Here is a 25,024-nt window from a genome sequence, read left to right as displayed (position 1 = left end):
CGATGGACGCGGATCGTACGTTTCACATTGCGCTAGATGCCGAGATGGCGACCATCGTCGACGGTGTGGTCGACAGTGGCGAATTTCCGAGCGCCGAAGACGTGGTGCGCATGGCGCTGGACGAGTGGTGGCAGTCACGCAACCAAACACCCGAGACGATCGCGTATCTGAGGCGTGCCTGGGAGGAAGGCCTCGCCAGCGGCCCAGCGATCGAAGGCAATTTCGATCTCGAGGATATCAAACGTCGCGGCATGGCCAGACTGGCTGCCGCACGCGCCGCGGAATGACGACGATCCGGCGACTGCCGGGCGCCGTCGCCGATCTCGACGAGATTTGGGAATATATCTTCGCACAGAATGCTGCCGCAGCGGATCGTGTTCTCGGTCGCATCATTGCCGCCACCGACAGGCTGATCGATTATCCCTATAGCGGGCAAATTCGTGACGAAATCGGTGCGACGGCGCGCGGCATCAGCGTCCCGCCGTATGTCGTGCTCTATCGCGTCGTCGGCAACGTCGTTGAAGTCGTCCGCGTCATGCACACGGCGCGCAATCTGCTCGACGCGGCGGCCGACTTTTCGACCGACTAGACACGGGCTGGCTAGCCCAGCGCCTTGCCGTGGCGCCCCGCCAGATCGACGATATAATGCCAGGCGACCCGGCCCGAGCGGCTGCCGCGGCGGGTTGCCCAGCCCACCGCGTCGGTCGGGTCGAACGGCAAATCGTGCGCCTCGGTGTAGCCCGCGACCACCGCCAGATAACCGTCCTGATCCATCACGTGGAAGCCGAGGCTCAGCCCGAAGCGGTCGGCCAGCGCCAACTGATCGTCGATCGCGTCGCGCGGATTGATCGCGCTGTCTTGTTCCGCGATGTCGCGCGGGATCAGGTGACGACGGTTGGACGTGACGAGCAACCGCGCATTGGCCGGGCGCGCCTCGGCGCCCCCCTCCAGCATCGAGCGCAACGCGCGGCCGTCGGCGGCGGCGTCGAAGCCGAGATCGTCGATGAACAGGGCAAAGGCACGCGGGACGGCGGCGATCTGCGCAAACAACGCCGGCAGACTGTCGAGATCGTGTGTGGCGATCTCGACCAAGGCGAGCTCGGCCCCCGCCGCCTGAAGATGGGCCACCGCGGCCTTGACCAGCGCCGACTTGCCCGTCCCGCGTGCGCCCCACAGCAATACGTCGTGCGCGGCATGGGCCTGGGCCAGGCGATCGAGATTGGCGACCAACGCCGCCTTCTGCGCATCGACGCCGTGCAGTTGCGCCAGCGGCAGCGCCGTGAAGGCGCGCGCCGCGGTGAGCGCGTCGCCGCGCCAGATATAAGCGGGGTGGGCCTGCGGATCGGCAGATACGGGGCGCTCAGGCGCCAGGCGTTCGAGAGCGGCGGCGATCCGGTGCAGGGGGTCGGTCATGGCGTGGCTATAGCGCCACGCTCCCCCTCCGCCATGCCGGACTTGGTCCGGCATCCAACGCGCCTCTTCGGCGCCGCCCGCGGGGCACGTTGGATCCTAGATCAAGTCCGGGATGACGGTCGTGGGGTGAATCAGCCCAACGACTTCAGTACCGCGCTGGCCGCGGCACGATCCTCGAAAGTCGGGTCGCGCAGCGCCGCCGCGACCTGCGCCTTGGCGTCCGCCGCGCGGCCGAGATCGGTATAGACCTGCCCGAGATGCCAGCGCAGCATGGCATGCTCCGGCGCGATGCTGACCGCTTTCTCGAGCAATTGCGCCGCCTGAACATTGGCCCCGGTCTGGTACAAGGCCCAGCCATAGGCATCGCTTACCGCCGGGTTGAGCGGCGCGATACGGTACGCCGCCTTGGCGTAAGCAAGGCCGATCTCGCCATCGTCATCGCCAAGATAGGCAAAGGCCAGTTCGGTCAGTAACGCCGCGTCGCGATTGCCGATGCGCCCGCGCAGTCCCTCCAGCGTCTCGATCGCGGCATCGAACTCGCCCGCCGCGATCTGCCAATGCGCGGCCAGGCGCTGCCCGGCGATATTCTGCGGGTTCTGCGACAGGAACAGCGCAAGGACGTTGGCCGCCGCCGCGCGCTGCCGCGAGCGATCGAGCGCATCGACTAGGCGTAACATGGTCGGTTCGTCAAAGCGGATATTGGCCGCGCGGCGATAGGCCGACGTAGCGTCGCCATAGCGGCCATTTGCCGCAAACGTGTCGCCCAAGGCGAGATAGGCCGCCGGCGCGCCCGGCGCGAGCCGCACCAGCGCCTGCGCCTGCACGATGGCCTGCGCGCGATCCCCGGCATCGATCAGCCCCCGCAGATAGGCGACGCGCAACGTGGCATCGCCGGGATCGGCATTGGCCAGCCCGCCCAAAGTGGCCGCGCTCTCTCCAATCGCGAACGGGGTGGAGGTGTCGCGCGAGGGGATCGCCGCGCGGTCGAGGAACCGGGCGGCCCACTCCCGCCGTCCGGTACGTTCGAACGCACGGGCGACCAGCGTGAGCGCATAGCTGTCGGCATCGCCGCGCAGCGCCGCAGGGCGCAGCACGTCGAGCGCGTCATCGGCATTGCCCGACCGCAACAGCGCCGCACCGAGCAATTTTCGCGCGGTGATGTTCAGCGGCTGCAGATCGACCAGTCCGCCCCATTTGATCGCTGCCTGTTGGTACGCGCCCGCCTGGTAATCCAGCGTGCCGCCGAGCAGGAGCGCGCCCGGCAGGTCGTACAGCGCGCCGTTGGTCCGCTGCAGCAGCGTTCGCGACAGATCGGAATTGCCCGCCCGCGCGGCCAGCACCGCTTGCAGGTAAAAGGCCTGGGCGCTGTCCGGCTGCGTGGCGAGCGCACGCCGGGTCGCTTCCAGCATGTCGGCGTAGCGGCCGACATCGCCGAGCGTGGCGGCATATTCGATCAGCGCGGGGTGGTAATAGGCATCCTTCTTCAGCGCCGCCTCGAACCACGGCAACGCCGCCACCAAGCCATATTGGCCGCGCACCAGGGCGCCACGCAAGGTCAGCGCCTCGAGATTGGCGGGATCGAGCGCGATCGCCTTGCTTGCCGCCTGGATCGCCCCAACCGTGTCGCCGGCGCTCGACCGCACGCGCCCGAGATCGGACCAGGCGAGGCTGTCATTCGGTGCGGCGGTCAGCACCTCGGCCAGCGCCTTTTGCGCACCCGGCAGATCGCCCTGCGCGGCCAGTGCGCCTGCGCCGATGCGCAGCGCATAACCGGCGAAGCGCGGCTGCGCCTTCGCCGCTTCGGCGATCGCGCGTTGCGGGTCGCCCTGCAGCAACCAGGCATGCGCATATAATTGGTGCGCGCGGCCGATGTCGAAACCCGCCGCCTTGGCGCGATCGAGCTCCGCCTCGGCTTGCACGCCCTGGCCAAGCGCGAGATAGGTTCGCGCCAGCACGGCATGGGCCAGGCCCCAATCATTGTCCGCCTTGACCGCCGCCTGCGCATTGTTGCGCGCGGCGCTGAAATTGCCGATCTTGAAGGCGACCAGCGCATTGGCCAGCGATTGTTTGGCGCTCGTCGAATCGGCGTGCGCCGGCGTGGCGCTGAACGACCAGGCGGCAATCACGCCGCCGACGACGGCTGTCACACCCGTCATGATCAAGGGCTTAAGCATGGAGATCATAGCTCTTCAGAAGGTCGTACAATGTCGGTCGACTGACCCCTAACAGCTTAGCTGTATTGGAAATGTTACCGTCGGCCCGCGCCAAAGCGTGGCGGATCGCCTGGCGATCGGCGGTCTCGCGGATCGCGCGCAAGTTGAGCGGCATTTGCGCTTCACCCTCGGCAAGATCGAGATCGACTGCCGTGACCAACTTGCCCTCCGCCATGATCACTGCCCGCTTCACGCGATTTTCGAGTTCGCGCACATTGCCGGGCCAGCCCCAGGCATCGATCGCCGCGCGCGCATCGGGCGACAGGCCGGTGACCGCGGAGTGCATCGTCTTGGCGTATTTCTTGAGAAAATGCTGCGCGAGCAGACTGGCGTCGCCCGACCGCTCGGCAAGGGATGGGATGCGCACCACGATCTCCGCCAACCGATAATAGAGATCTTCGCGGAACGTGCCCGCGGCGACCATCGCATCGACGTCCTGATGCGTCGCGCAAACGATCCGCGTGTCCACCGCAATATGCTTGCGCCCGCCGATCCGCTCGATCGTGCGCTCCTGCAGGAAACGCAGCAATTTTACCTGTAGCGGCAGCGGGATGTCGCCGACCTCGTCGAGGAACAGCGTGCCGCCCTGCGCTTGTTCGATCTTGCCCTCGGTGGTTTTCACCGCGCCGGTAAAGGCGCCCTTTTCATGCCCGAACAATTCGCTTTCCAGCAATGTCTCCGGGATCGCGGCGCAGTTGATGGCCACGAACGCGCCCTTCGCGCGCGGGCTCGAATCGTGCACGCCGCGGGCGAGCAACTCCTTGCCCGTGCCACTGGCACCAAGCAGCATCACCGACACATCGGCCTGCGCGACGCGCTCGATCGTGCGCGTCACCTTGAGCATTTCCGGCGCCGCGGTGATCATGCCGCCCAGTGCCGGCCCGGTCTGCGCTGCGGCGAGGCGGCGGTTTTCGGTTTCCAGCGCGTGGACATGGAAGGCGCGCGCGACGATCAGGCCCAATTGGTCGATATCGATCGGCTTGGCATAGAAATCCCACGCGCCGTCGGCGATCGCTTTCAACGCACTGCCCCGCGCGCCGTGGCCAGACGCCACGATCACCTTGGTGTCGGGCTTCAGGCGGAGGATATCGTGCAACGTGGCGAAGCCTTCGGTTGTGCCGTCAGGGTCTGGCGGCAGGCCGAGATCGAGCGTGACCACCGCCGGTTCCTCGGCGCGGATCGCATCGAGCGCCGTGGCGCGATCCGAGGCGACGACGACGTCATACCCCTCATACGCCCAGCGCAGCTGACGCTGCAGGCCCAGATCGTCCTCGACGATCAGCAATTTGGGTTTGGCGGTCATGCGGCCTGTTCCAGTTGGCGCGCCGTAGCGAGCGTGAGATCGACGCGGAAACTGGTCCCCTCGCCTTCGCGGCTGGTGACGGACACCGAGCCGCCCATCGCTTCGGCCAGCTGGCGCGCTTCGAACGCGCCGATGCCGAAGCCGCCGGGCTTGGAGGAGACGAACGGCTTGAACAAACGATCGCGCAAGAATGCCGGCGACATGCCGCTCCCCGTATCGATCACCTTGACGATCGCGCGACCGTCCTCGCTATCGACATGGATCGTTACCGGCGCAGCGGCGGGGCTGGCCTCGATGGCGTTCTGGAGCAGATGGACGAGCAGTTGTTCGAGCCGCGCGGGATCGACCAGCGCGCGGGTCGCCGAGCCGCGCACATTCACCGGATGCGTGACGCGGCGCGCGACACGTTCGGCCAGCGGCAGCAGGTCGGTGGGGCGCAATTCCTCGGCGCGGGTGCTGTGATGCTGCGACAGGCGGGCGAGGAGATCGTTCATCCGCCCGGCCGATTCCTGCAACGTCGCGATCATGTCGGCGCGGTAGGCGGGGTTGTCGGCATGCCGCTCGGCGTTGCGCGCGGTCAGCGTCAATTGGCTGACCAGATTCTTGATATCGTGCAGGATGAAGGCGAAGCGGCGGTTGAATTCGTCGAAGCGCGCACTTTCGGCCAGCGCCTCCTGCGCGTGCGCCTCGGCCAGATAGCTCGCCGCCTGGCGCCCGACGATGCGCAACAGATCGAAATCCTCCCAATCGAGCGCGCGATCGACCGGCGGGCGGGCGAGCAGGATCGCGCCCTGCAAGCGATCGAGATGCACCAGCGGGACGATCGCCCAGGCGCTGGCATCGTCCAGTATCCAGCGCGGGATAGCCGCGCCCGCCGCGCCCGCGTCTCCGGCGCGTTCTGCATCGAGCTCGACGATGCGGCCGCCGGCCAGGTGCTGCGTCCAGGCCTCGTCCGCGGCATCGAGCGGCAGACCGTCGCGGTTCCAGTTCCACCCGGCGCCGATGCCGAGCGCGCTGCCGACCGGCACGAGCAGCAGCCCGGCCGGCGAATCGGTCAGATCGGCGATTGCCTTCACCACGCGTTCCTCGAGCGCCACCGGCCCCTCGGCCTTGCCCAAGGTATCGGTGAAGCGAATCCACTCGCCGCGATAATCGTAGCGGTGGCGGAACAGGTGCTTGGCCAGCATCACCTTGGCCCAGGCCTTGAGCCAGGGCGAGGATACCAAGGTCAGCGCCGCCGCGGTCGATCCGAACACGAAGGCGGTCTGTGCGATCCGCGCCCGGTCTCCGGCGATGCCCGCGATCGCACCGGTGGCGAGCAGCATGATCAACAGATACAGCACCACGCCGGCCAGCGAGAGCGACTGCCAGGCCACCGCGCGCGACAAGCGCAGCGTCCAATCGCCGTTGCGCAACACCGCGCCGGCAAATAGCGGCGCAAGCATCGCCATGGCAATGCCGCGCACCGCCACCAGATCGGGCACCAATCCGCGCGCGCCATAAGCGATCGCGAACAATATCAGGTCCACGCTCCACATCGCCGCCAGCCCGATCACCAGCAGACGGATGCCGCCGCGCGCGCGCGGCGCCACGGCGAGATACAGATGATGCACCAGCACCAGCGCACTGACGGCGACCATCATGCGCAGCACGACACGCGCTTCGGCAAACGCCGCCGCCTCGTCGGGCTGCAACGCCGCGACGATGTTCACCACGATCCCGGCGAACAGGCAGAGCACGACCATCGCATAGACGGCGGTGACGACGCGAATGTGCGGGCTGGCACGATCGCGGCGCACCATGGCGTACATGAAGCCGAGCCAGGCCAGGTTACGCAGGCTCTCCACAACCTCCGCAGTAAGGTCGCTGGCGTCGATCCCCGCCACCGCCAGCGCCCATAAGGCCGTGGCGACAAGCGCGACGACGAACGTGCGGCGTGGCAGCGCCGTGCTCGCGTCGCGCAGTTGCGACAGAGCAATCATGCAGAACAGCAAGGCGGCGAGCGCATAGCCCCAAAGCGTGACGGTCAGCGCCACGATCAGCGCGCCCCTTCCGGCCACAAGACGACGCGGATCGTCTGCAGCAGGATCAGGATATCAAGGAACGGCGAATAATTCTTGGCATAATAGAGATCGTATTCGAGCTTCTGCCGGCTATCCTCGATCGACGCGCCATACGGATAATTGATCTGTGCCCAGCCGGTAATGCCGGGCTTCACCATATGCCGTTCGGCGTAATAATTGAGCTGCTGTTCGAGATCCTCGACGAATTGCGGGCGTTCGGGGCGCGGGCCGACAAAGCTCATCTCGCCCTTCAGCACGCTCCAGGTCTGCGGCAATTCGTCGATACGCAGCTTGCGAATGATCCGCCCGACGCGGGTGATGCGCGGATCGTCCTTTTCCGCCCACACCGCCTTGCCGCCCACTTCGGCATCGGTGCGCATCGAGCGCAACTTGATGCAATCGAACCCGACATTGTACAGCCCGACGCGACGCTGGCGGTAGAAGGCTGGCCCCTTGCTTTCCAGCTTGATGGCGATCGCGCACAGCAGGATGATCGGCAGCGTCAGCGCCAGCAGCAATGCGCTGGCGACGAGATCGAACACACGCTTGAACACGCTCGACAGCATCCGCCCGGACGAGAAACCGTCGGAAAATATCAACCAGCTGGGATTGACGCTCTGCAGATCGACACGGCCGGTTTCGCGTTCGAGAAAGGTCGAGATTTCATTGACGTGCACGCCCGTCGTCTTGATGCGCAGCAGATCCTTGAGCGGCAGCGCGTTGCGTCGTTCCTCCAGCGCGAGCACCACTTCGCTGGCGTTAAGCAGGACGACGTGATCGGCGAGATTGTAGATCGCCTCACGCGAGATCGCTTCGGGAATGACCCGCGCGACTTCGCTCATCGAGACATAGCCGACGACCACGAAGCCCGCCCCCGGCGTCGCCGCCAGCGCCTTCAATCGCGCGGCGCGCGCCCCGGCGCCGAGCACGACGACGCGTCGCTTGAACGCCTGCCCGCCGAGCATCTTGCCCAGCACGACACGCAGCGCGAGCAGCAGGATCGCCGCGGCGATCATCGAATAGAGCAGGTTGGAACGCCAAAAAGTGATGGCGGGCAGCAGGAAATAGATCACGCTGAGGAAGATCACGCCGAGCGATACGGCGACCAGGATCCGCGCAGTGGCGTAGCGCACCGACTGCAGCGAGGCCGCACCGTAAACCCCGACCGCGACCATCGCCAGTTCGAGCGACACGGCAAAGGTGGCGAGCTCCGGGATTCGGGTGTGCATCGGCTCCACCACCATGCCGATCTGGTGCGCGCGGTAAGCCCAGCCAAACTCCGCCGCCGCGATCAGCAGGATCACGTCGAACAGGCCGAGCAGCAGCACGGCATGGGGCACATAATGCTTGAAGAGCCTGATCATTCTGGTCTCGTCCTGCCGTAGCCGGTGTAAACTTTTCCGACACGTCGATAGGCCTGTGGCAGAAAATGACGAACAAATCTTGAATGGCGCGTGCAGGCCATGATGCAGAGCAGGTTCGCAATCCCGGCCGCCCCGACTACATAAGGAGCAACAGGAGTAGATTCATGCCGCTTTCACGACCGATTTTTCCCGTCATTCTATCCGGCGGATCGGGCACGCGGTTATGGCCGATGTCTCGGCCCGAGCGGCCCAAGCAGATGCTCGCGCTGACGGCCGAGGAGACCATGTTGCAGCTGACCGCGACGCGCGCGACCGGCGAGCGCTTCGCCGCGCCGATCGTCGTCGCCAATGCGCGCCATGCCGACATGATCGACGATCAGCTCGGCGCCGTCGAGGCCAGCGCCGCGGCAATCATTCTCGAACCCGCCGGGCGCAACACGGCGCCTGCCATCGCGCTTGCGGCCATTGCTGCGGGCGGCGGGCCAGAGCCGCTGCTGGTCATGCCATCGGATCACGTGATTGCCGACGTTTCCGCCTTCCACGCCGCGATCCACGCCGCCATGCCGCTGGTCGCGGAGGGCTGGTTGGTGACGTTCGGCATCGCGCCCGACGCGCCGGAAACCGGCTATGGCTATATCCAGGTTGGCGACGAAATTGCCGCCGGCGTCCACCGTGTCGCGCGGTTCGTCGAAAAGCCGCCGCTGGACGCGGCGCAGGCGATGCTGGCCTCGGGCGATTACGCCTGGAATGGCGGCATCTTCCTGTTCCGCGCCGACACCTATCTGAACGCGCTGGCCGACTATGCGCCGGATATGCTCGCCGCGTGCCAGGCGGCGATGCGCGATGCCCGGCACGAGGGACGGCGCGTGTTCCCCGATGCCGCAGCATTCGCCGCATCGCCGTCGGACTCGATCGATTATGCAGTGATGGAAAAGGCCGACCGCGTCGCCGTGGTGCCGGTCAGCATGGGGTGGAGCGACCTCGGCAGCTGGGACGCCTTGCACGCGCTGGACGCAGACGATGACGGCAATGCCCACAAGGGCGATATCGTCGCGCTCGACACGGTCAACTGCCTGGTGCGCAGCGACGGCGTGCGTATCGCCATGGTCGGAGTCGAGGATCTGATCGTCGTGGCCAGCGGCAACGACGTGCTGATCGTGCCGCGCGGCCGCAGCCAGGAAGTGAAGCGGCTGCTGGAAGCGATGAAGGATTGAGGCGGCTGGCCGTCATCCCGCTCATGGGGATGACGGCCGGATGCTCAAGCCGCGGTGGCCGTCACCCACAGGCGGCAGCCGCCGACCACCGACACCTTGGCCGCCGGCAGCGTGTGGTCGCTGGTCTTGGGATCGTTGAGATCGTCGCTGATCGCGGCGAGCTGCGCCGGCGTCGGCTTGGCCGTGACGCCCTCGACCAGCTTGGGCAGCGCGGCACGGACCTGCGCGATGTCGCCGCAGCCGGACGCGCCGCCGGCGATCAGCCGCACTTGCCATACCGCGCCGCCGGGCCAGGCGAAGACCTGTGCCGATCCGCCGGCCGCGGTGATCGTGCTCACCGTGCCGCCGGTCTTGGCGTCGCGCATGCCATCCTTGCGCGTGCCCCCGGCCCAGGGCGCGCCGAGGCCTTCGATCAGCGCCACGGCCTGATCGCCGGTCGTGGCGAAGGCGGGGCCAGCCGGCGCCGCGGGTGCGGCGGCGACAATGTTGTTCGCGACCGGAGTGGAATCGCATGCCGACAGCGTCAGCGCGGCGGCGGTCAACAGGATGGGATAGCGCATGTCTTGTTCCTTATGCCGACGCCGATCGAGCGATGGCGACGCGTCACGATGACCGCTTGATAGAGACTGCGGCAAATCGATCAATCGTCGGCGAACATCTCTGCGTGCGGGACGACGAGCCCGAGCGTCGGCAGTTCGAGATCGGCCGCGGTCGAAAAGGTGACGTCGCTCCAGGCAGTGGCACCGGTACGATGCAGTACGCGCAGGTGCGTGGTCTCGGGATCGACGAAGGCGATCGCATCGATCGTCGCAATCGCTTTATATGCGTAGAGCTTGTCGCCCTGGTCGATGCGACTGGTGCCGGGCGATAGCACTTCGATGATCACGCGGAGATTGGACAGGATTTGATCCTGCGGCTTATCGTTACCGGCCTTGCCGCGATCGATCGTCAGATCGGGATAGCGGACTGATCCGGCTGCCGTCTTGATGGCCATATCCGAACCGTACGGGCGGCAGCCCGAGCCCCGAAGCGCGGTTCCCAGATATCGATACAGATTCATCTGGATCCGCGCGTGATCGCGCGAGCCGCCGACCATCATGCGGATCACGCCATTGTCGAGTTCGGCCTTGATGTCGGGACCGAACTCGATCTGCAGAAACTGTTCCGCGGTCAGCCGGGGCTGGTCGAGGTCGGTGGCCATGTCAGTCTCGCGCGAAGATTTCGGCGTGGGGGATGGTGATCGCGACTGATGGCAGTGCTAGGTCGGATCCCGCCTTCAGCCAGCGGTCGCTCCAGCCGCCCTCTCCCTCTCGCTGAACGAGACGCACTTGCTGCTTGATCGGATCAATCAGGACGATTTCTCGCACGCCGGCAAGTCGACGATATTCCTCCAGTTTGACCGATTGATCATAGGACATTGTCGATGGCGAGAGCACTTCAATCACGATTTGCGGATCGCCCAGTAATTGCTTCCCCTCGTTCCCAGGTGCGCCGGGATTGTTGCAATAGACGCTAACATCGGGGAGCCGCACGGTGCGGTCGGCGGTACGCGTTGCGAAATCGGGCCCATAGGGTCTGCAACCGGATCCGCGTAGCGCGATGCGCAGCTGGGTCAGAACATTGCCCGCCACCCGAGCATGTGCTTCGTTGCCGCCGGCCATCATGTAGATCAGGCCGTCCTCCAGCTCTGCCCGAGCGCCGCCGAAATCCATCTCGAGGAATTCCTCGACACTGATGCGGCGATAGGCGGAATCGAGAGCGATGGAGGCCATGGGTAGAAGTTACACCGCTTGGGGCCACAAACAAAGGGCCGGGGGATTGCTCCCCCGGCCCTTCGTGGTGCCAGCTGGTGGCTGGGTAGGTCTGGATCCTTGGCCGGGCCTCGGCAAAGCCGAGGCTTCGCGTCGGACGGGACTGACGGCGTTGCCGCCAGCCCGCCGGCCGGATCGGAACGAGTCCTGAGCTAAGCAGACTTAGCTCAGGCCGTTCTCGATCAGAAGTCCATGCCGCCCATGCCGCCCATGCCGCCGCCGCCGCCCATCGGCATGGCAGGCTTGTCTTCCGGCAGTTCCGAAATCGCCGCTTCGGTGGTGATCAGCAGGCCGGCGACCGAAGCCGCATCCTGCAGCGCCGTGCGAACGACCTTGGTCGGATCGATCACGCCGGCTTCCACCAGATTCTCGTAGACGTCGGTCTGTGCGTTGAAGCCCAGATTGTCGTCATTGCCTTCGAGCAACTTGCCCGAAATCACCGCACCGTCATGACCGGCATTCTGCGCGATCTGGCGGACCGGCGCGTACAGCGCCTTGCGGACGATATCGATGCCGCGGGTCTGGTCGTCGTTCGCGCCCTTCATGCCCTCGAGTGCCTTGGTGGCATAGAGGAGTGCGGTACCGCCGCCGGGGACGATGCCTTCTTCGACCGCTGCGCGGGTTGCGTGCAGTGCGTCGTCGACCCGATCCTTGCGCTCCTTGACTTCCACTTCGGTCGACCCGCCGACCTTGATCACTGCGACACCGCCAGCCAGCTTGGCCAGACGCTCCTGCAGCTTCTCCTTGTCGTAATCGCTCGTCGTGTTCTCGATCTGCTGACGGATCGCATCGGTGCGGCCCTTGATCGATTCGTGATCACCGGCACCATCGACGATGATCGTGTTGTCCTTGTCGATCGTGACGCGCTTGGCGGTGCCGAGCATGCCGAGCGTTACCGACTCGAGCTTGATGCCGAGGTCTTCCGAGATCATCTCGCCCTTGGTGAGGATCGCGATGTCTTCCAGCATCGCCTTGCGACGATCGCCGAAGCCCGGTGCCTTGACCGCTGCGACCTTCAGACCACCGCGCAGCTTGTTGACGACGAGCGTGGCAAGCGCCTCACCCTCGATGTCTTCCGCGATGATCAGCAGCGGGCGACCCGACTGAACGACGGCTTCCAGAATCGGAAGCATCGCCTGCAGGTTGCTGAGCTTCTTCTCGTGGATCAAGATGTACGGATCGGCGAGCTCGACCGACATCTTCTCGGGGTTCGTCACAAAATACGGCGACAGGTAACCGCGATCGAACTGCATGCCTTCGACGACGTCGAGTTCGAATTCGAGGCCCTTGGCTTCCTCGACGGTGATCACGCCTTCCTTGCCGACGCGCTCCATCGCTTCAGCGATCTTCTCGCCGACGACGGTGTCGCCGTTAGCCGAGATGATGCCGACCTGCGCGACTTCCTTGGTGCCGGCAACCGGCTTCGACCGCGCCTTGATGTCCTCGACGACCTTGATCACGGCCATGTCGATGCCGCGCTTCAGATCCATCGGGTTCATGCCAGCCGAGACCGACTTCATGCCCTCGCGGACGATCGCCTGCGCCAGAACGGTCGCGGTGGTCGTGCCGTCGCCGGCAATGTCGTTGGTCTTCGAGGCGACTTCGCGCAGCATCTGCGCGCCCATGTTCTCGAACTTGTCCTTGAGCTCGATTTCCTTGGCGACGGTGACGCCGTCCTTGGTGATGCGCGGTGCGCCGTAGCTCTTGTCGATCACGACGTTGCGGCCCTTTGGCCCCAAAGTGACCTTCACGGCGTCGGCGAGGATATCCACGCCGCGCAGGATGCGCTCGCGTGCGTCACGCGAAAATTTTACGTCCTTGGCTGCCATGTGGCTGAACCTTTCTAGATTTGAGAACGGAAGGTTAGGCTAAGGTTAGGGCAAAACACACGTTTCGCCCGCCCCGCCCATCATTATTGGCTTAGCCGACGATCCCGAGGATGTCGGATTCCTTCATGATCAGCAGGTCTTCACCGTCGATCTTCACTTCGGTGCCGGACCATTTGCCGAACAGGATCTTGTCGCCGGCCTTGACCTCGAGCGGATGGATCTCACCCTGCTCATTGCGAGCACCGGTGCCGACGGAGACGACTTCGCCTTCCTGTGGCTTTTCCTTGGCGGTCTCGGGAATGATGATCCCGCCGGCGGTCTTCTCTTCTGCCTCAACGCGGCGGACGAGGACGCGGTCATGCAACGGACGAAAGCTCATGCGTGCCAATCCTTATATCGTGGTAACGTGAATGCTTGTTAGCACTCGCCCGAGGTGAGTGCCAGCACGACGCATATGATAGTGGCAGATGCGTGCGTCAACCGCGTGACGCCGCGAAAATCGCCTTAGTCAGGCAGTTCGAGCCGGCAGCAGGCCGAGCCGCGCGCCTCGCCCAGCGCCATGACCATCGCGCCGGCACCGCTGCCAGATCGGCGACGCGCAACGTCCGGACGTCCACGCCTTCCCGGCCCGACCGGCAGTTTCGTCGTTGCTCCACAATTTTCCTCATCCTAAAGTAATTTGCTGTCTGCGGCCGATACCGCCGAATAGCGCCAAGTATGGTTCATCGAGGAGAAAGAAGATGACGGCATCGAAAGCGTTTTCGGCACTAATCACCGCGAGCTTATTCATATCCGGATCGGCTTGGGCGGCGATCGATATGCCGATATATTCATCCTTTGACACAGCTGCCGCGGCGGGGAAAAGGCATTTTACTCGCGCCACGACCGATGCATCCTGCCCGATCGACGAGCGGAGCAAGTTCGATAGCTGTTTCACCCCACCTCAAGCCGTCGCTAACCTGCAGAGCGGCAAGCCGTCGCCGTACAGCAAGCCAGGGCCGACGCCGACGCCCACGCCGACACCCTATTGGCTCCCGACCGCACCAAAGTCGCCCGCCGGCACCACGCCGACCGCGCCTACGCCCACCCCGACGCCGACGCCGACGCCGACGCCGACGCCCTATTGGATCCCAACCGCTCCCAAACTAGTGCCGTAAGGTGCAACGCGCCGGCGCCGATCCCAGACAGGGGTCGGCGCCGGCCGCAGCGCGTTATCGCGGCAACAGGCCCAGCCGCGCGCGCAGCGCCCAGCGCCACATCAGCAGGATCGATACCGCGAGCAGCCCGGCGGCCAGGCCGAGCCAGATGCCGACGCCCTGCCAGCGCAGCCCAAAGCCGAGCAGGATCGACGTGCCGAAGCCGATCACCCAATAGCCGAACAGCGCGATCACCATCGGCATGCGCGTGTCCTGCAAGCCGCGCAGCACGCCCGCCGCCACCGCCTGCGCGCCATCGACTAGCTGGAACAGCGCGGCGATGGCGAGATAGTCGACCGCCAGCCCGACGACGATCGCATTGGCCGGCGCATCGACGGCGATATAGGCACCGACGAACAGCCGCGGCATGGCCCAGATCAGGCTGGCGGTCAGCCCCATGAAGCCGATCCCGACCGCGAGCGCCACTCCCCCTGCGCGCGCGATCCAGGCATGATCGCGTGCGCCATATGCCATGCCGACGCGAATCGTGGCGGCTTGCGAAATGCCGAACGGCACCTGGAAAGCGACCGCGGCGATGTTAAGCGCGACCGCGTGTGCCGCGACCTCGTTGACGCCGATCAAGCCCATCAGCAGCGCCGCCCCGCCGAACAACGCTCCTTCGAACACCCAGGTCAGCATGATCGGCACGCCCAGTCGCACGATCTGGCGGAAGCGCGGCCATTCGGTGCGCCACCAGCGGCCGAACAGGCGAAAGCGGCGGAGCCGGCGTTCGCGCGTCAGAATGACATAATAGGCCAGCATCATCGCGGTCAGGCTGGCGACGCTGGCCCAGGCGGAGCCCTCCAGCCCGAGCGCCGGAAAGCCGGCATTGCCGAACACCAGCAGCCAATTGCCGAGGATGCCGATGGCGAGCGCGATCGCGCTGACGCCGAGCGCCCAATTGGGCCGGCCGAGCGCCGCCGCGGCGGTCCGCATCACGCCGGCGGCAACGCCGGGGACGAGCGCGATGAGCAGGATATCGAGAAAGCGGCCGGAGCGGCGCGCGACCTCCGGATCCTGCCCGGCGAGCAGCAGCAATGTCTCGCCATGCGCGAGGATCAGGATCATCGGCACCGCGCCGACGCCGGCCACCCACAGCGCCATGCGGAACGAGCGGCGCACCTCGCGCACGGCATGCGCGCGCGCACCCAGTTCAGCGGCGATGATCGGCGCGGCCGCGCTGGTCAGCCCGATCAGCGCGAACATCAGCAGGTTGAACAGGAACACGCCAAGCGTCGCGGCAGCGAAATCGATCGTGCCCAGCCGTGCCACGAACACCACATCGACCGCCGCCACCGCCATCTGCAACAGGTTCGCACCGACCAGCGGCGCCGCGAGCAGCAGCAACGCACGCAATTCCCCCCGCGCGGTGGCGGGCGGCGGGCCGGTCAGGGCTGGCGTGGCGAGGGGCAGGTCCATCGGCAGCGGGGTCTAGCTCCAACCCGCCTATTCGTCATGCTGAACTTGTTTCAGCATCCAGGCGCGGTCGCCCGCCTCATTGACACTGTCTTTTTGCCAATGACCGCGCCGGGATCCTGAAGCAAGTTCAGGATGACGGAAGTGTGGCGGACGCGCGCGCTGCCCACAAGGCGTATTGCCCGAACCACACACGGCACGGTAAGGCTCGACGCGACAGGCCGCCCCGTGCGGTGGCCACGAAGGAGACCGACCTGTGAAACTCGTTCGGGGCGCGTGGAAGATTCTGGTCGGCATCAAGGACGCGCTCGTCCTCGCCGCGATGCTGCTATTCTTCGGCCTGCTGTTTGCCGGCCTCGCCGCGCGACCAAGCCCAGCGACGATCAAGGACGGCGCGTTGGTGCTCGCGCTCAAGGGCCAGATCGTCGAGCAGCCGAGCGAAGCCGATCCGTTCGCCTCGCTCGGCGGTCGCGCGCCGGTGCGCGAATTCCGGCTGCGCGACGTGGTGCGCGTGCTCGACAAGGCCAAGACCGACAGCCGCGTGAAAGTCGTCGTGCTCGATCTCGACAGTTTCGCCGGCGGCTATCCCGCGGCGCTGACCGAAGTGGCCGAGGCGATCCGCACCGTGCGCGACGGTGTCGATGGCAGAGGGGGCAAGCCGGTCCTCGCTTATGCCACCGCCTATACCGACAGCGGCTATCGCCTCGCCGCCAATGCCAGCGAGATCTGGATGAACCCAATGGGCGGCACCTTGTTCACCGGCCCGGGCGGCTCGCAGCTTTACTATAAGGGCCTGATCGACCGCTTGGGCGTCAACGCGCACATCTACCGCGTCGGCAAGTACAAGTCGTTCGTCGAGCCGTATACGCGCGCCGACCAGTCGCCCGAGGCCAAGGAAGCGGCGCAGGCGCTGCAGGGCGTGATCTTCGATCAGTGGAAGGCGCAGGTCGCCAAGGCTCGCCCCAAGGCCAAGTTCCAGCCAATGCTCGACACGCCCGACGCGGTCATCACCGCGGCGGCGGGGGATATCGCCAAGGCCAATCTGCAATCCGGCATCGTCGACAAGCTCGCCGAGCGGATCGATTTCGACAAGCGCGTCGGGCAATTGGCCGGCACCGATACGAACAAGCCGGCAGGCAATTTCAACACGATCAAATACGACAATTATCTCGCCGCCAACCCCTTGCGCACCAGCGGCGACCAGATCGGCGTGCTCACCGTCGCCGGCGAGATCATGGATGGCAAGGCCGGCCCCGGCACGGCCGGCGGCGACACCATCGCCAAGGCGTTGCTCGACGGCCTGGCCAAGAAGAATTTGAAGGCCTTGGTCGTGCGGATCGATTCGCCGGGCGGCTCGGCGCTCGCCTCAGAGAAGATCCGCACCGCCATCCTCGAGGCCAAGGCGCAGAAGCTGCCGGTGGTGATCTCGATGGGCTCGGTCGCCGCCTCGGGCGGCTATTGGGTGGCGACCGCGGGTGACACGATCTTTGCCGAGCCGACCACGATCACCGGATCGATCGGCATCTTCGGGATCATCCCGACGTTCGAAAACACGCTGGCCAAGATCGGCGTGACCAGCGACGGCGTGAAATCCACCCCGCTCTCCGGCCAGCCGGACGTGCTGGGCGGCACCAATGCCGAGACCGACCGATTGCTGCAATCGGCGATCGAGCACGGTTATGCGCAGTTCATCGGCCGCGTCGCCAAGGCGCGGAAAATGACACCCGAACGGGTCAATGAGATCGCCCAGGGCCGCGTATGGGATGGCGGCACGGCGCGTCAGATCGGGCTGGTCGATCAGTTCGGCACGCTGAGCGACGCGATCGCCGAAGCGGCTAAGCGCGCCGGGCTGAAGGGGGATGTGCAGGCGGTGTATCTGGAGAAGGAACCCGGCTGGCTCGGCAAGCTCGCCACGCAGTTCCGCGGCGGCGATGACGATGAGGACGATGGTGCCGAGGCGGGGGGCGATGTGTTCGCCCGGATCGGGGCGGACCACAAGGCGATCCTGGCACGCGCGCTGGGCGACATGCAGCGGCTGACGCGCTCTTCGTCGATCCAGGCCAAGTGCCTCGAATGCGTCGGCATGGGCCCGGTCGGCATGCCCGCCGCCAGCGACGTGCGCCTGATCGACCTGCTGTTCGCGAAGTTCGCCTCGTGATCGCGATCCGCCCCGCCCGCCCCGAGGATGCCGCCGCGATCGCCGCAATCTATGCGCCGTTCGTGCTTACCGGCACCGTCTCGTTCGAGACCGAGGCGCCCGACGCGCGCCAGATGCGGACCCGCATGACCGCCTCGGACGGCATGTATCCCTGGATCGTCGCCACCAATGGCGACGAGGATGGCGGCGTCTTGGCCTATGCCTATGCCACCAAGTTCCGCGATCGTCCGGCATATAAATATGTCGTCGAGACTTCGATCTACGTCACCGGCACGGTCGAGCGGCAGGGCGTCGGGCGGCTGTTATACGAAGCGCTGATCGATACGCTGCGCGCGCAGGGCTTCACCCAGGCGATCGGCGTGCTGGCATTGCCCAACGAAGCCTCGATCGGGCTGCACGAAGCAACCGGCTTCCGCCGCCAGGGCGTGTACCGCGAAGTCGGCTACAAGAACGGCCGCTGGATCGATGTCGGCTTCTGGCAATGCCAGCTCAACCGCTCGACCACGCCGCCGACCGAGCCCAAGCCGTTCAGTGCGGTGGGGTTGGTGCGGGTTTAGGCTCGCGAAAGCGGCCAGCCGTCGATCCTGTGATCCTCCCCCGCCAGGGGGAGGTGGCACGCGCAGCGTGACGGAGGGGGAGGCAAGCGGTGCGGCTCGAAGGATCTCCAGGCGGCAGACGCAACGCCAAGCGGTTGCGCACGGAAATGACCCCGCCAGAGATCGCGCTTTGGCTTGCGTTACGCCAGAACGAGGCCGGATTACGCTTTCGCAAACAGCATGCGGTTAGCGATTACGTGCTGGATTTCTATTGCGCGCCGGCCAGTCTGGTTATCGAGGTGGATGGCGAGGCGCATTCCAGCGGCGATCGGCCGATGCGTGATGCGACGCGTGATGCATGGCTCGCGGCCAAAGGGCTGCTCGTATTGCGGTATCCGGCGCGCGACGTACTGGCGAACGTCAATGACGTGGCGCAGCAGATCATCGCGATCGCGCTGGAGCGGCGGAGACGATTCGAGGGCTGACCGCTTACCGCCCCCTCCGTCGCCTTCGGCGCCCCCTCCCCCTGGCGGGGGAGGATGACTTGCCTTGCACGCCAACCGTCAGCGTCGCCCGCGATAGGCGGGCAGGCCCAGATGGTAGCGGATCGCCGCCGCCCGCAGCGCGAAGCCGGCGACCGCGGCGATCACCGCGGCGAGCGCGGTCGGCGTCCCCAGCAACGTCAGCCCGACATACAGTGCCGACGACAAGGCCGCCGCCGTCACATACAATTCCGGGCGCATCAGAATCGACGGTTCGCCCGCCAGCACGTCGCGGATGATCCCGCCGACGCAGCCGGTCACCACCCCCATCAGCATCGCCGGTACCGGTGGCACGCCGTAATTGAGCGCCTTGGCCGCGCCGAACACGGCATAGGCGGCGAGGCCGATCGCATCGAACCAGTCGAGCGCCGCGCCTTTCCACCAGCGCTCGGGCGTCGCCCAGATGGTGAAGGCGACCAGCAGGCATACCGCCGCCGGGCGGCTGTCATGGATCCAGAACACCGGCGCGCCGATCAGCAGATCGCGCATCGTGCCGCCGCCCACCCCGGTTACCAGCGCGAAGAAGGTCAGCGTGACGATGGTCTGCGCGCGCTTGGCCGCGGCAAGCGCGCCCGAGGCGGCGAAGACGGCGAGGCCGGCGAGATCGAACCACGGGGCGAAATCGGGGATGACGTGGGGAACGGGGAGCATGGGGTGGGCTTAGCGCAGGATGGCGACCAGGCGAAGGGATGCGATCCGCCCTTTCCTCACGACCCCGGCGGACGCCGGGGCCCAGTCGCGAAGGCCGATGTAACAGCGCGCAGCGTTCGCCAACCACGCTCTCCCGACTGGACCCCGGCGTTCGCCGGGGAGGCGGTGATGGTGTGGCAAGCAATCGCAACAACAAAAAGGGGCCGGCATTGCTGCCGACCCCTCTGTCGCCGCGACTTGGAGCTCGCGCCTGAGCCCCCCAAGGAGCGCCCCTGCCCTCACCCGCATCGTGGCGGCACGCCTGGTGTCTGCCGCGAACGGCCGGCGCCAGGTGTTTGGTCATCGGGTCCGGGATCGCATCGCCTTGCGGCGCTCGGCACCCCATTCCGTGATGACCGGCGTGTGCGCCCGGTGGCCCGGAACGCCCATGCCTTTGGCTGCTGCATTGCTTGACCCGCTCGGTCTCTCCCGAAGGATGCTCCGTGCTGTTCCGCGCCGCCGCTGCCCCACCCTCCCGGTCCGAAAACGCAGAAGGACGGTTCGGAACGCCTGCCTCGTCGTGCGGTCGCGCAGCGCTTTCGCGTGGCGCCCGATACAAGTCGGATCGGCATTCCCCCGGATCCGTCGGCCGGCCTGCCCTGGCGGGCCGCCCTACCGTCTCGTCCGGCATAAGTTGCTGATGTTGTTGCCGTTTCCGACGTCCGCATCCGCTTCCTACAAGACGAAAGGTGTCACCGAATGGGCCCCGCGCCTAGGATGATTCGCGCTGGCGGCCCTGTGGATAACGTGGATATCGTGGACAAGGATGGCCCGCCGCCGCGCCTGAACGGGCGACAACGACAGGTTGTATTACGTTCATGCAACGAATTCTAGAAAGCCTGCGTTCTGCAGCTACCAGTTTCAAGGTAAGGGAATTTATCATGCGTAATTTCGTTCTCGCTCTCACTGCCGTCTCGCTCGCCATCCCCGCCACGATGGCGTTCCCGACCAGCCAGGCCGAAGCGCGTAGCAAGTATCGCGAATGGCGCGGCAAGGACGGCCGGACCTATTGCAAGAAGAGCAATGGCACTACCGGCCTGATCGTCGGCGGCGTTGGCGGCGCACTGCTCGGCCGCACGATCGACACGCGCGGCGACCGTACGGTCGGCACGCTGGGCGGCGCGGCCCTGGGCGCGCTGGCCGGTCGCGAGATCGATCGTACCAACAGCAACAACAAGCGCCGTTGCCGCTAAGCCTTAGCGACACCATCTGATCAGGGGCGTGGGCGACAAGCCTGCGCCCCTTTTCATATCTGGAGATCGCACATGACGACGCGCACCGGTTCGGCCAAATACGAAGGCTTCGGCAAGGACGGTAAAGGCCATGTCTCGACTCAGTCGGGCATCCTCTCCGACACGCCGTACGGCTTCAACACCCGGTTCGGCGACGAGCCCGGCACCAACCCGGAAGAGCTGATCGCCGCGGCGCATGCCAGCTGCTTCACCATGGCACTGAGCTTCGCGCTGGCCGGCGCCGGCTTTACCGACGGCACGCTGGAGACCAGCGCCAAGGTCACGCTTGACAAGGAAGGCGACGGCTTCAAGATCAGCAAGTCGGCATTGGATCTCAAAGCGACCGTGCCGGGAATCGACGAGGCGCAGTTCGCCGAAATCGCCAAGGGTGCGGAGCAGAACTGCCCGATCTCCAAGGTGCTCAACGCCGAGATCACGCTGGATTACACGCTCAACGGCTGACCTGTCGGGCGCGTGAGCGGGGCGTAGTATCCCGTTCACGCAACCGATACGCGGCCAACCCGTTCAGGCTTCACACCATGAAGAGAACGGAGTTCCCCATGCGCTTCACTTTGTTAGCGGCCGCGATCGCCACGATCGCCACGGCCACGCTTCCCGCTTTGCCGGCGGCGGCGCAATCCCATCAGGACTATCGCGACAACGACCGCGACGGCCGCGGCGATCACCGCAACGACCGCCGCGATGATCGGCGCGACGATCGGCGCGACGACCGCCGCGATGACCGACGGGCCGACCGCCGCGATGATCGCAATCGCGATTGGCGCCAGTATCGCAATTATGATTACAACCGCTACGAGCGCGGGCAGCAGACCTATTATGCCGAGCGTTACTATCGCGACGGGCGCTATTATCAGCCGCGCCGCCTGGGCCGCAACGACCGCATCTATCGCGGCGGCAACGGGCAATATTATTGCCGCCGCAACGACGGCACGACCGGCCTGATCATCGGCGGGCTGGCCGGCGGGCTGCTCGGCAATTCGCTGTCGAACGGCCGGTCGAGCACGCTGGGCACGCTGCTCGGCGCCGGCGCCGGTGCCGCTCTTGGATCGTCGATCGACCGCGGCAACGTGCGCTGCCGCTAAGCGCGACGCACTAACGACACGGGAAGGCCCGGCGAGCGATCGCCGGGCCTTTGCTTTTTAGAACAGGCCGCCGCCGACAAACAGGCGAATGCACGCGACGATCAGCACCACGATGTTGAGGTTGCGCCCGGCATTGCCGCTCGACAGCGCGCCGACCGCCAGGCCGATCACGGCGATGATCACGGCCAGCCAGTTGAGCCAGCCAAGCAGGGGGATCAGCCCCGGAATAGCGAAGACGAGGGCGACGAGGCCGATGAGGATCGAGAGAATATTGAACATGATCCGATAATGGCGGGCCATGGCGTTTTATGCAAGTAGCACGCTTGTAAGCGTTGGTTGCTGCGCCCGCATGCGGCAAACGCGATATTAACCGGATTTCGGCTATGAGCCGTGGCACGAAACGATTGGAGTGGTTGATGGTTCGCTATGCACCTTGGGGTCTGGCCCTGCTTCTGCCGGTCGCGCTGGCCGCGTGCGGACCGCGGCAGAACGAACGCAACGTGGATTCGCTCGACAACGAGCTGATCGACGCGAGCGCCACCGGCAACACGCGCGACCCCGCGCTGATGAGCGCGCTACAGGATCAGATCATGGTCGATCCGACGCTCGCGGCGCAGGCCAACCAGGATGCCGTGCGGCCTCCGTCCCAGCCCTATTCCGGCGGGGTGCCAGCCGACGGCATCGCTGCCGGCGCCCCCGGCGCGGCAGCGCTGACCGGCGCGGGCACGTCCCAACGATTGAAATCCACCCCGGCGCCGCAGAATGCGGATTGCCCGGGCTGCGCCACGGCGCGCGAATCGCTCACCTTGGGCGCGCTGGCGGCGCGGCAGAAAAACGGCGGCGCCTGCGCGGCCAAGCTGCAATATTCGACCCGCTGGGCGCAACGCCTGCCGGCCGACCTGCCGCTCTATCCCGATGCGCGGGTCAGCGAAGCGGCGGGCAATAACCAGGGCGGCTGCTCGATCCGCGCGGTGAGTTTCGCCAGCTCGGCGCCGCTGCAGAAAGTGCTCGACTGGTATTACACGCGCACCACCAATGCCGGCTATTCCGCCGAGCACCAGGCCGACGGCGGCGAACATGTGCTGGGCGGGACGCGCGCGCGCGACGACGGCGCCTTTGCGCTGTTCCTGACCAGCCGGAGCGATGGCGGGACCGACGTCGATATCGTGGCGAACAAGGGGTCTTGAGCGGCGGGCTTGTGCTCCTGCGAACGCAGGAGCCCAGGGTTGCCAAGCGCAGCGTGCGTGGCTCTGGGCTCCTGCTTTCGCAGGAGCACTAAACGCGTTACGATACCCAGGTTCCAATGAGGCAGTTCTATTTCAGCGCCATCCGCGCTAGTGGAGCCGCCATGTATTCCTTGTTTCTTGTCATGGCCGGCGGCGCGGTCGGCTCCGGCGCGCGGTATTTGACCGGGCGGGCGACGCTTGAGGCGTTCGGGCCGAATTATCCCTGGGGCACGCTGGCGGTCAATCTGATCGGCGGGTTCCTGATGGGCGCGCTGGTCGGCGTGCTTGCCCGCAATGATGCGAGCGAGAATTGGCGCCTGCTGCTCGCGGTCGGCGCGCTCGGCGGGTTCACCACTTTTTCCGCTTTCTCGCTCGACACCGTGATGATGATCGAGCGCGGCGCGCTGGGCACCGCGGCGCTGTACGTGCTGGTCTCGGTGATCGGCTCGATCACCGCTTTGTTTGCCGGGCTGATGCTGACCCGATCGATTTTTGGAACTGTCGCATGAGCGAACAAGACGTCCGCAACTTCAACGTCGGGTTCGACGATGACGGCATCCGGCTGGATCGCTGGTTCAAGCGCCATCTGCCCGATACCAGCTTTACCACGGTGGCGATGTGGGCGCGCAACGGGCAGGTCCGCATCGATGGTGCCCGCGCCACGCCCGGCGATCGCATCGCCGCCGGCCAGCAGATCCGCGTGCCGCCGGAGGAGCCGGCGCGCCCCGAAATGCCCGGCGCGCCCAAGAAGCGCGACCGGCCCGAGCTGAGCCCGGAGCAGACCAAGTTCATCCAGGAACTGGTCATCCACCGCGACAAACAGGGCATCGTGCTCAACAAGCCGCCGGGTCTGGCCACCCAGGGCGGGACCAAGACGATCGAGCATGTCGATGCGCTTCTCGACGGCATCCAGTTCGACGGCGAGAGCCGGCCGAAACTGGTCCACCGGCTCGACAAGGACACCAGCGGCGTCCTGCTGATCGCCCGCACCACGCGCGCGGCGGGCTATTTTGCCAAGGCCTTCTCGTCGCGCACCGCCAAGAAGATCTATTGGGCGCTGATCGTCGGCGTGCCCTCGATCGAGGATGGCACGATCGATCTGCCGATCGGCAAGCAGCCGGGCAGCGGCGGCGAGAAGATGCATGTCGACGAGGCCGAGGGTAGCCCTGCGCGCACGCGCTACCGCGTGATCGAGCGCGCCGGCAACAACACCGCCTGGGTCGAGCTGATCCCGCATACCGGGCGCACGCACCAGTTGCGCGTGCACATGGCGGCGATCGGCCATCCGATCGTCGGCGACGGCAAATATGGCGGCCAAGCGGCGTTCCTGACCGGCGGCATTTCGCGCAAGATGCATCTGCACGCGCGGCGGCTGCGCATCGATCATCCCGATGGCGGCGAGATCGACGTGCAGGCCGAACTGCCGACGCATTTTGCCGAGAGCCTTAAGCATCTCGGCTTCGACGAGATGCTTGGCAACATGATGCCGCTCGACACCCCGCCGCCGCCCAGCAAGGCAGTGAAGAAGCAACAGGCCAAGCAGCATGCCAAGAACGTGCGCAAGGATCGCAAGGGCGAACGGCGCAATCGCGGCAGCGAGGCGGCGGCACGGCCCGGCGCGAAGCCGCCGCTCAAGGCAAAACCCAAGCCCAAGCCAAAGGCACCCGGGGCGAAGCCGGGCCCGAAGCCGCGCCCGCGGACGCAATATTGATGCA

General features: G+C 66.0%; 26 protein-coding genes. 12 read left to right on the top strand and 14 right to left on the bottom strand.

From position 1 onward, the window contains the following. Window positions 1-2 precede the first annotated feature (2 nt). Both U1739_RS11405 and U1739_RS11400 read left to right on the top strand, forming a co-directional pair. Window positions 3-287: a ribbon-helix-helix domain-containing protein gene (locus U1739_RS11405; protein ID WP_332708106.1), complete on the top strand. Its 285-nt coding sequence runs from the start codon at window positions 3-5 to the stop codon at window positions 285-287. Continuing rightward, the gene (locus U1739_RS11400; RefSeq protein WP_332708104.1) at window positions 284-589 is read left to right on the top strand and encodes a type II toxin-antitoxin system RelE/ParE family toxin; all 306 of its coding nucleotides are present in this window, start codon (window positions 284-286) and stop codon (window positions 587-589) included. The genes U1739_RS11405 and U1739_RS11400 overlap by 4 nt, the downstream gene beginning before the upstream one ends. Before the next feature lie 11 nt (window positions 590-600). Here the strand turns inward: U1739_RS11400 and U1739_RS11395 are convergent, their stop codons facing one another. From U1739_RS11395 to U1739_RS11375, 5 genes are all read right to left on the bottom strand, one after another. Then, window positions 601-1,413 (bottom strand): ATP-binding protein, encoded by an 813-nt coding sequence (locus U1739_RS11395; protein ID WP_332708102.1) that lies wholly within the window; start codon window positions 1,411-1,413, stop codon window positions 601-603. A 131-nt stretch (window positions 1,414-1,544) separates the two neighbouring features. Continuing rightward, window positions 1,545-3,587 carry a tetratricopeptide repeat protein gene (locus tag U1739_RS11390; RefSeq protein WP_332708100.1) on the bottom strand — a complete coding sequence of 681 codons (2,043 nt, stop codon included), beginning with the start codon at window positions 3,585-3,587 and terminating at the stop codon, window positions 1,545-1,547. After that, the gene (gene prsR, locus U1739_RS11385) at window positions 3,580-4,929 is read right to left on the bottom strand and encodes a PEP-CTERM-box response regulator transcription factor (protein WP_332708099.1); all 1,350 of its coding nucleotides are present in this window, start codon (window positions 4,927-4,929) and stop codon (window positions 3,580-3,582) included. The genes U1739_RS11390 and prsR overlap by 8 nt, the downstream gene beginning before the upstream one ends. Further along, window positions 4,926-6,989, bottom strand: coding sequence for an XrtA/PEP-CTERM system histidine kinase PrsK (gene prsK / locus U1739_RS11380; protein ID WP_332708097.1), 2,064 nt, complete (start codon window positions 6,987-6,989; stop codon window positions 4,926-4,928). Before prsK ends, prsR begins: the two co-directional genes overlap by 4 nt. Continuing rightward, the gene (locus U1739_RS11375) at window positions 6,968-8,356 is read right to left on the bottom strand and encodes a TIGR03013 family XrtA/PEP-CTERM system glycosyltransferase (protein ID WP_332708095.1); all 1,389 of its coding nucleotides are present in this window, start codon (window positions 8,354-8,356) and stop codon (window positions 6,968-6,970) included. The genes prsK and U1739_RS11375 overlap by 22 nt, the downstream gene beginning before the upstream one ends. Window positions 8,357-8,520: 164 nt before the next feature. On the opposite strand from U1739_RS11375, the gene U1739_RS11370 reads away from it, so the two are divergent. Beyond that, window positions 8,521-9,570, top strand: coding sequence for a mannose-1-phosphate guanylyltransferase/mannose-6-phosphate isomerase (locus tag U1739_RS11370; protein WP_332708093.1), 1,050 nt, complete (start codon window positions 8,521-8,523; stop codon window positions 9,568-9,570). 44 nt (window positions 9,571-9,614) lie between these two features. Here the strand turns inward: U1739_RS11370 and U1739_RS11365 are convergent, their stop codons facing one another. The 7 genes from U1739_RS11365 to U1739_RS11335 all read right to left on the bottom strand — a co-directional run bounded on the left by U1739_RS11365 (window position 9,615) and on the right by U1739_RS11335 (window position 15,825). Then, entirely contained in the window at window positions 9,615-10,130 is a 516-nt protein-coding gene (locus U1739_RS11365; protein WP_332708091.1) for a hypothetical protein, read from the bottom strand. Window positions 10,131-10,210: 80 nt separating this feature from the next. Next, window positions 10,211-10,771 carry a Uma2 family endonuclease gene (locus U1739_RS11360; protein WP_332708089.1) on the bottom strand — a complete coding sequence of 187 codons (561 nt, stop codon included), beginning with the start codon at window positions 10,769-10,771 and terminating at the stop codon, window positions 10,211-10,213. 1 nt (window position 10,772) lies between these two features. Then, a complete protein-coding gene (locus U1739_RS11355) occupies window positions 10,773-11,342 on the bottom strand; it encodes a Uma2 family endonuclease (RefSeq protein ID WP_332708087.1) in 570 nt (189 codons plus the stop codon). A gap of 221 nt (window positions 11,343-11,563) precedes the next feature. Then, a complete protein-coding gene (gene groL / locus U1739_RS11350) occupies window positions 11,564-13,210 on the bottom strand; it encodes a chaperonin GroEL (protein ID WP_332708084.1) in 1,647 nt (548 codons plus the stop codon). A gap of 91 nt (window positions 13,211-13,301) precedes the next feature. After that, window positions 13,302-13,589, bottom strand: a complete 288-nt coding sequence (gene groES, locus U1739_RS11345) for a co-chaperone GroES (RefSeq protein ID WP_332708077.1) — start codon at window positions 13,587-13,589, stop codon at window positions 13,302-13,304. Window positions 13,590-13,874: 285 nt separating this feature from the next. Then, complete coding sequence (locus U1739_RS11340) at window positions 13,875-14,147, bottom strand: hypothetical protein (protein WP_332708075.1); 273 nt, start codon at window positions 14,145-14,147, stop codon at window positions 13,875-13,877. 274 nt (window positions 14,148-14,421) lie between these two features. Then, entirely contained in the window at window positions 14,422-15,825 is a 1,404-nt protein-coding gene (locus U1739_RS11335; protein WP_332708073.1) for an MATE family efflux transporter, read from the bottom strand. 253 nt (window positions 15,826-16,078) lie between these two features. Between U1739_RS11335 and sppA the strand changes: the two genes are divergently transcribed. The 3 genes from sppA to U1739_RS11320 all read left to right on the top strand — a co-directional run bounded on the left by sppA (window position 16,079) and on the right by U1739_RS11320 (window position 19,001). Beyond that, on the top strand, window positions 16,079-17,980 hold the full coding sequence (gene sppA, locus U1739_RS11330; RefSeq protein WP_332708071.1) for a signal peptide peptidase SppA: 1,902 nt from the start codon (window positions 16,079-16,081) through the stop codon (window positions 17,978-17,980). Further along, complete coding sequence (locus U1739_RS11325) at window positions 17,977-18,537, top strand: GNAT family N-acetyltransferase (RefSeq protein WP_332708069.1); 561 nt, start codon at window positions 17,977-17,979, stop codon at window positions 18,535-18,537. The genes sppA and U1739_RS11325 overlap by 4 nt, the downstream gene beginning before the upstream one ends. 89 nt (window positions 18,538-18,626) lie before the next feature. After that, window positions 18,627-19,001 (top strand): endonuclease domain-containing protein, encoded by a 375-nt coding sequence (locus tag U1739_RS11320; protein WP_332708067.1) that lies wholly within the window; start codon window positions 18,627-18,629, stop codon window positions 18,999-19,001. Between the two features lie 78 nt (window positions 19,002-19,079). Here the strand turns inward: U1739_RS11320 and U1739_RS11315 are convergent, their stop codons facing one another. Further along, entirely contained in the window at window positions 19,080-19,709 is a 630-nt protein-coding gene (locus tag U1739_RS11315) for a trimeric intracellular cation channel family protein (RefSeq protein ID WP_332708065.1), read from the bottom strand. A 920-nt stretch (window positions 19,710-20,629) separates the two neighbouring features. Here U1739_RS11315 and U1739_RS11310 point away from each other — a divergent pair. The 3 genes from U1739_RS11310 to U1739_RS11300 all read left to right on the top strand — a co-directional run bounded on the left by U1739_RS11310 (window position 20,630) and on the right by U1739_RS11300 (window position 22,083). Then, window positions 20,630-20,941 carry a glycine zipper 2TM domain-containing protein gene (locus U1739_RS11310; RefSeq protein WP_332708063.1) on the top strand — a complete coding sequence of 104 codons (312 nt, stop codon included), beginning with the start codon at window positions 20,630-20,632 and terminating at the stop codon, window positions 20,939-20,941. A gap of 72 nt (window positions 20,942-21,013) precedes the next feature. Beyond that, complete coding sequence (locus U1739_RS11305) at window positions 21,014-21,442, top strand: OsmC family protein (protein ID WP_332708061.1); 429 nt, start codon at window positions 21,014-21,016, stop codon at window positions 21,440-21,442. Window positions 21,443-21,540: 98 nt separating this feature from the next. After that, window positions 21,541-22,083, top strand: coding sequence for a glycine zipper 2TM domain-containing protein (locus tag U1739_RS11300; RefSeq protein WP_332708706.1), 543 nt, complete (start codon window positions 21,541-21,543; stop codon window positions 22,081-22,083). Between the two features lie 57 nt (window positions 22,084-22,140). Here U1739_RS11300 and U1739_RS11295 read toward each other — a convergent pair whose 3' ends face one another. Beyond that, entirely contained in the window at window positions 22,141-22,383 is a 243-nt protein-coding gene (locus U1739_RS11295) for a hypothetical protein (RefSeq protein WP_332708059.1), read from the bottom strand. A 116-nt stretch (window positions 22,384-22,499) separates the two neighbouring features. Here U1739_RS11295 and U1739_RS11290 point away from each other — a divergent pair, with 116 nt between their 5' ends. The 3 genes from U1739_RS11290 (at window position 22,500) to U1739_RS11280 (ending at window position 25,020) form a co-directional block, all read left to right on the top strand. Beyond that, window positions 22,500-23,270 carry a hypothetical protein gene (locus tag U1739_RS11290; RefSeq protein WP_332708057.1) on the top strand — a complete coding sequence of 257 codons (771 nt, stop codon included), beginning with the start codon at window positions 22,500-22,502 and terminating at the stop codon, window positions 23,268-23,270. Window positions 23,271-23,431: 161 nt separating this feature from the next. After that, window positions 23,432-23,818 (top strand): fluoride efflux transporter CrcB, encoded by a 387-nt coding sequence (gene crcB / locus U1739_RS11285; RefSeq protein WP_332708055.1) that lies wholly within the window; start codon window positions 23,432-23,434, stop codon window positions 23,816-23,818. Then, on the top strand, window positions 23,815-25,020 hold the full coding sequence (locus U1739_RS11280; protein WP_332708053.1) for an RluA family pseudouridine synthase: 1,206 nt from the start codon (window positions 23,815-23,817) through the stop codon (window positions 25,018-25,020). The genes crcB and U1739_RS11280 overlap by 4 nt, the downstream gene beginning before the upstream one ends. Window positions 25,021-25,024: the final 4 nt, after the last annotated feature.

The organism is Parasphingomonas puruogangriensis (genome assembly GCF_036663635.1).
Taxonomy (GTDB): Bacteria; Pseudomonadota; Alphaproteobacteria; order Sphingomonadales; family Sphingomonadaceae; genus Sphingomonas.
The sequence above is the reverse complement of the archived record's forward strand: the minus strand, read 5'-3'. Positions and strand labels throughout refer to the sequence as shown.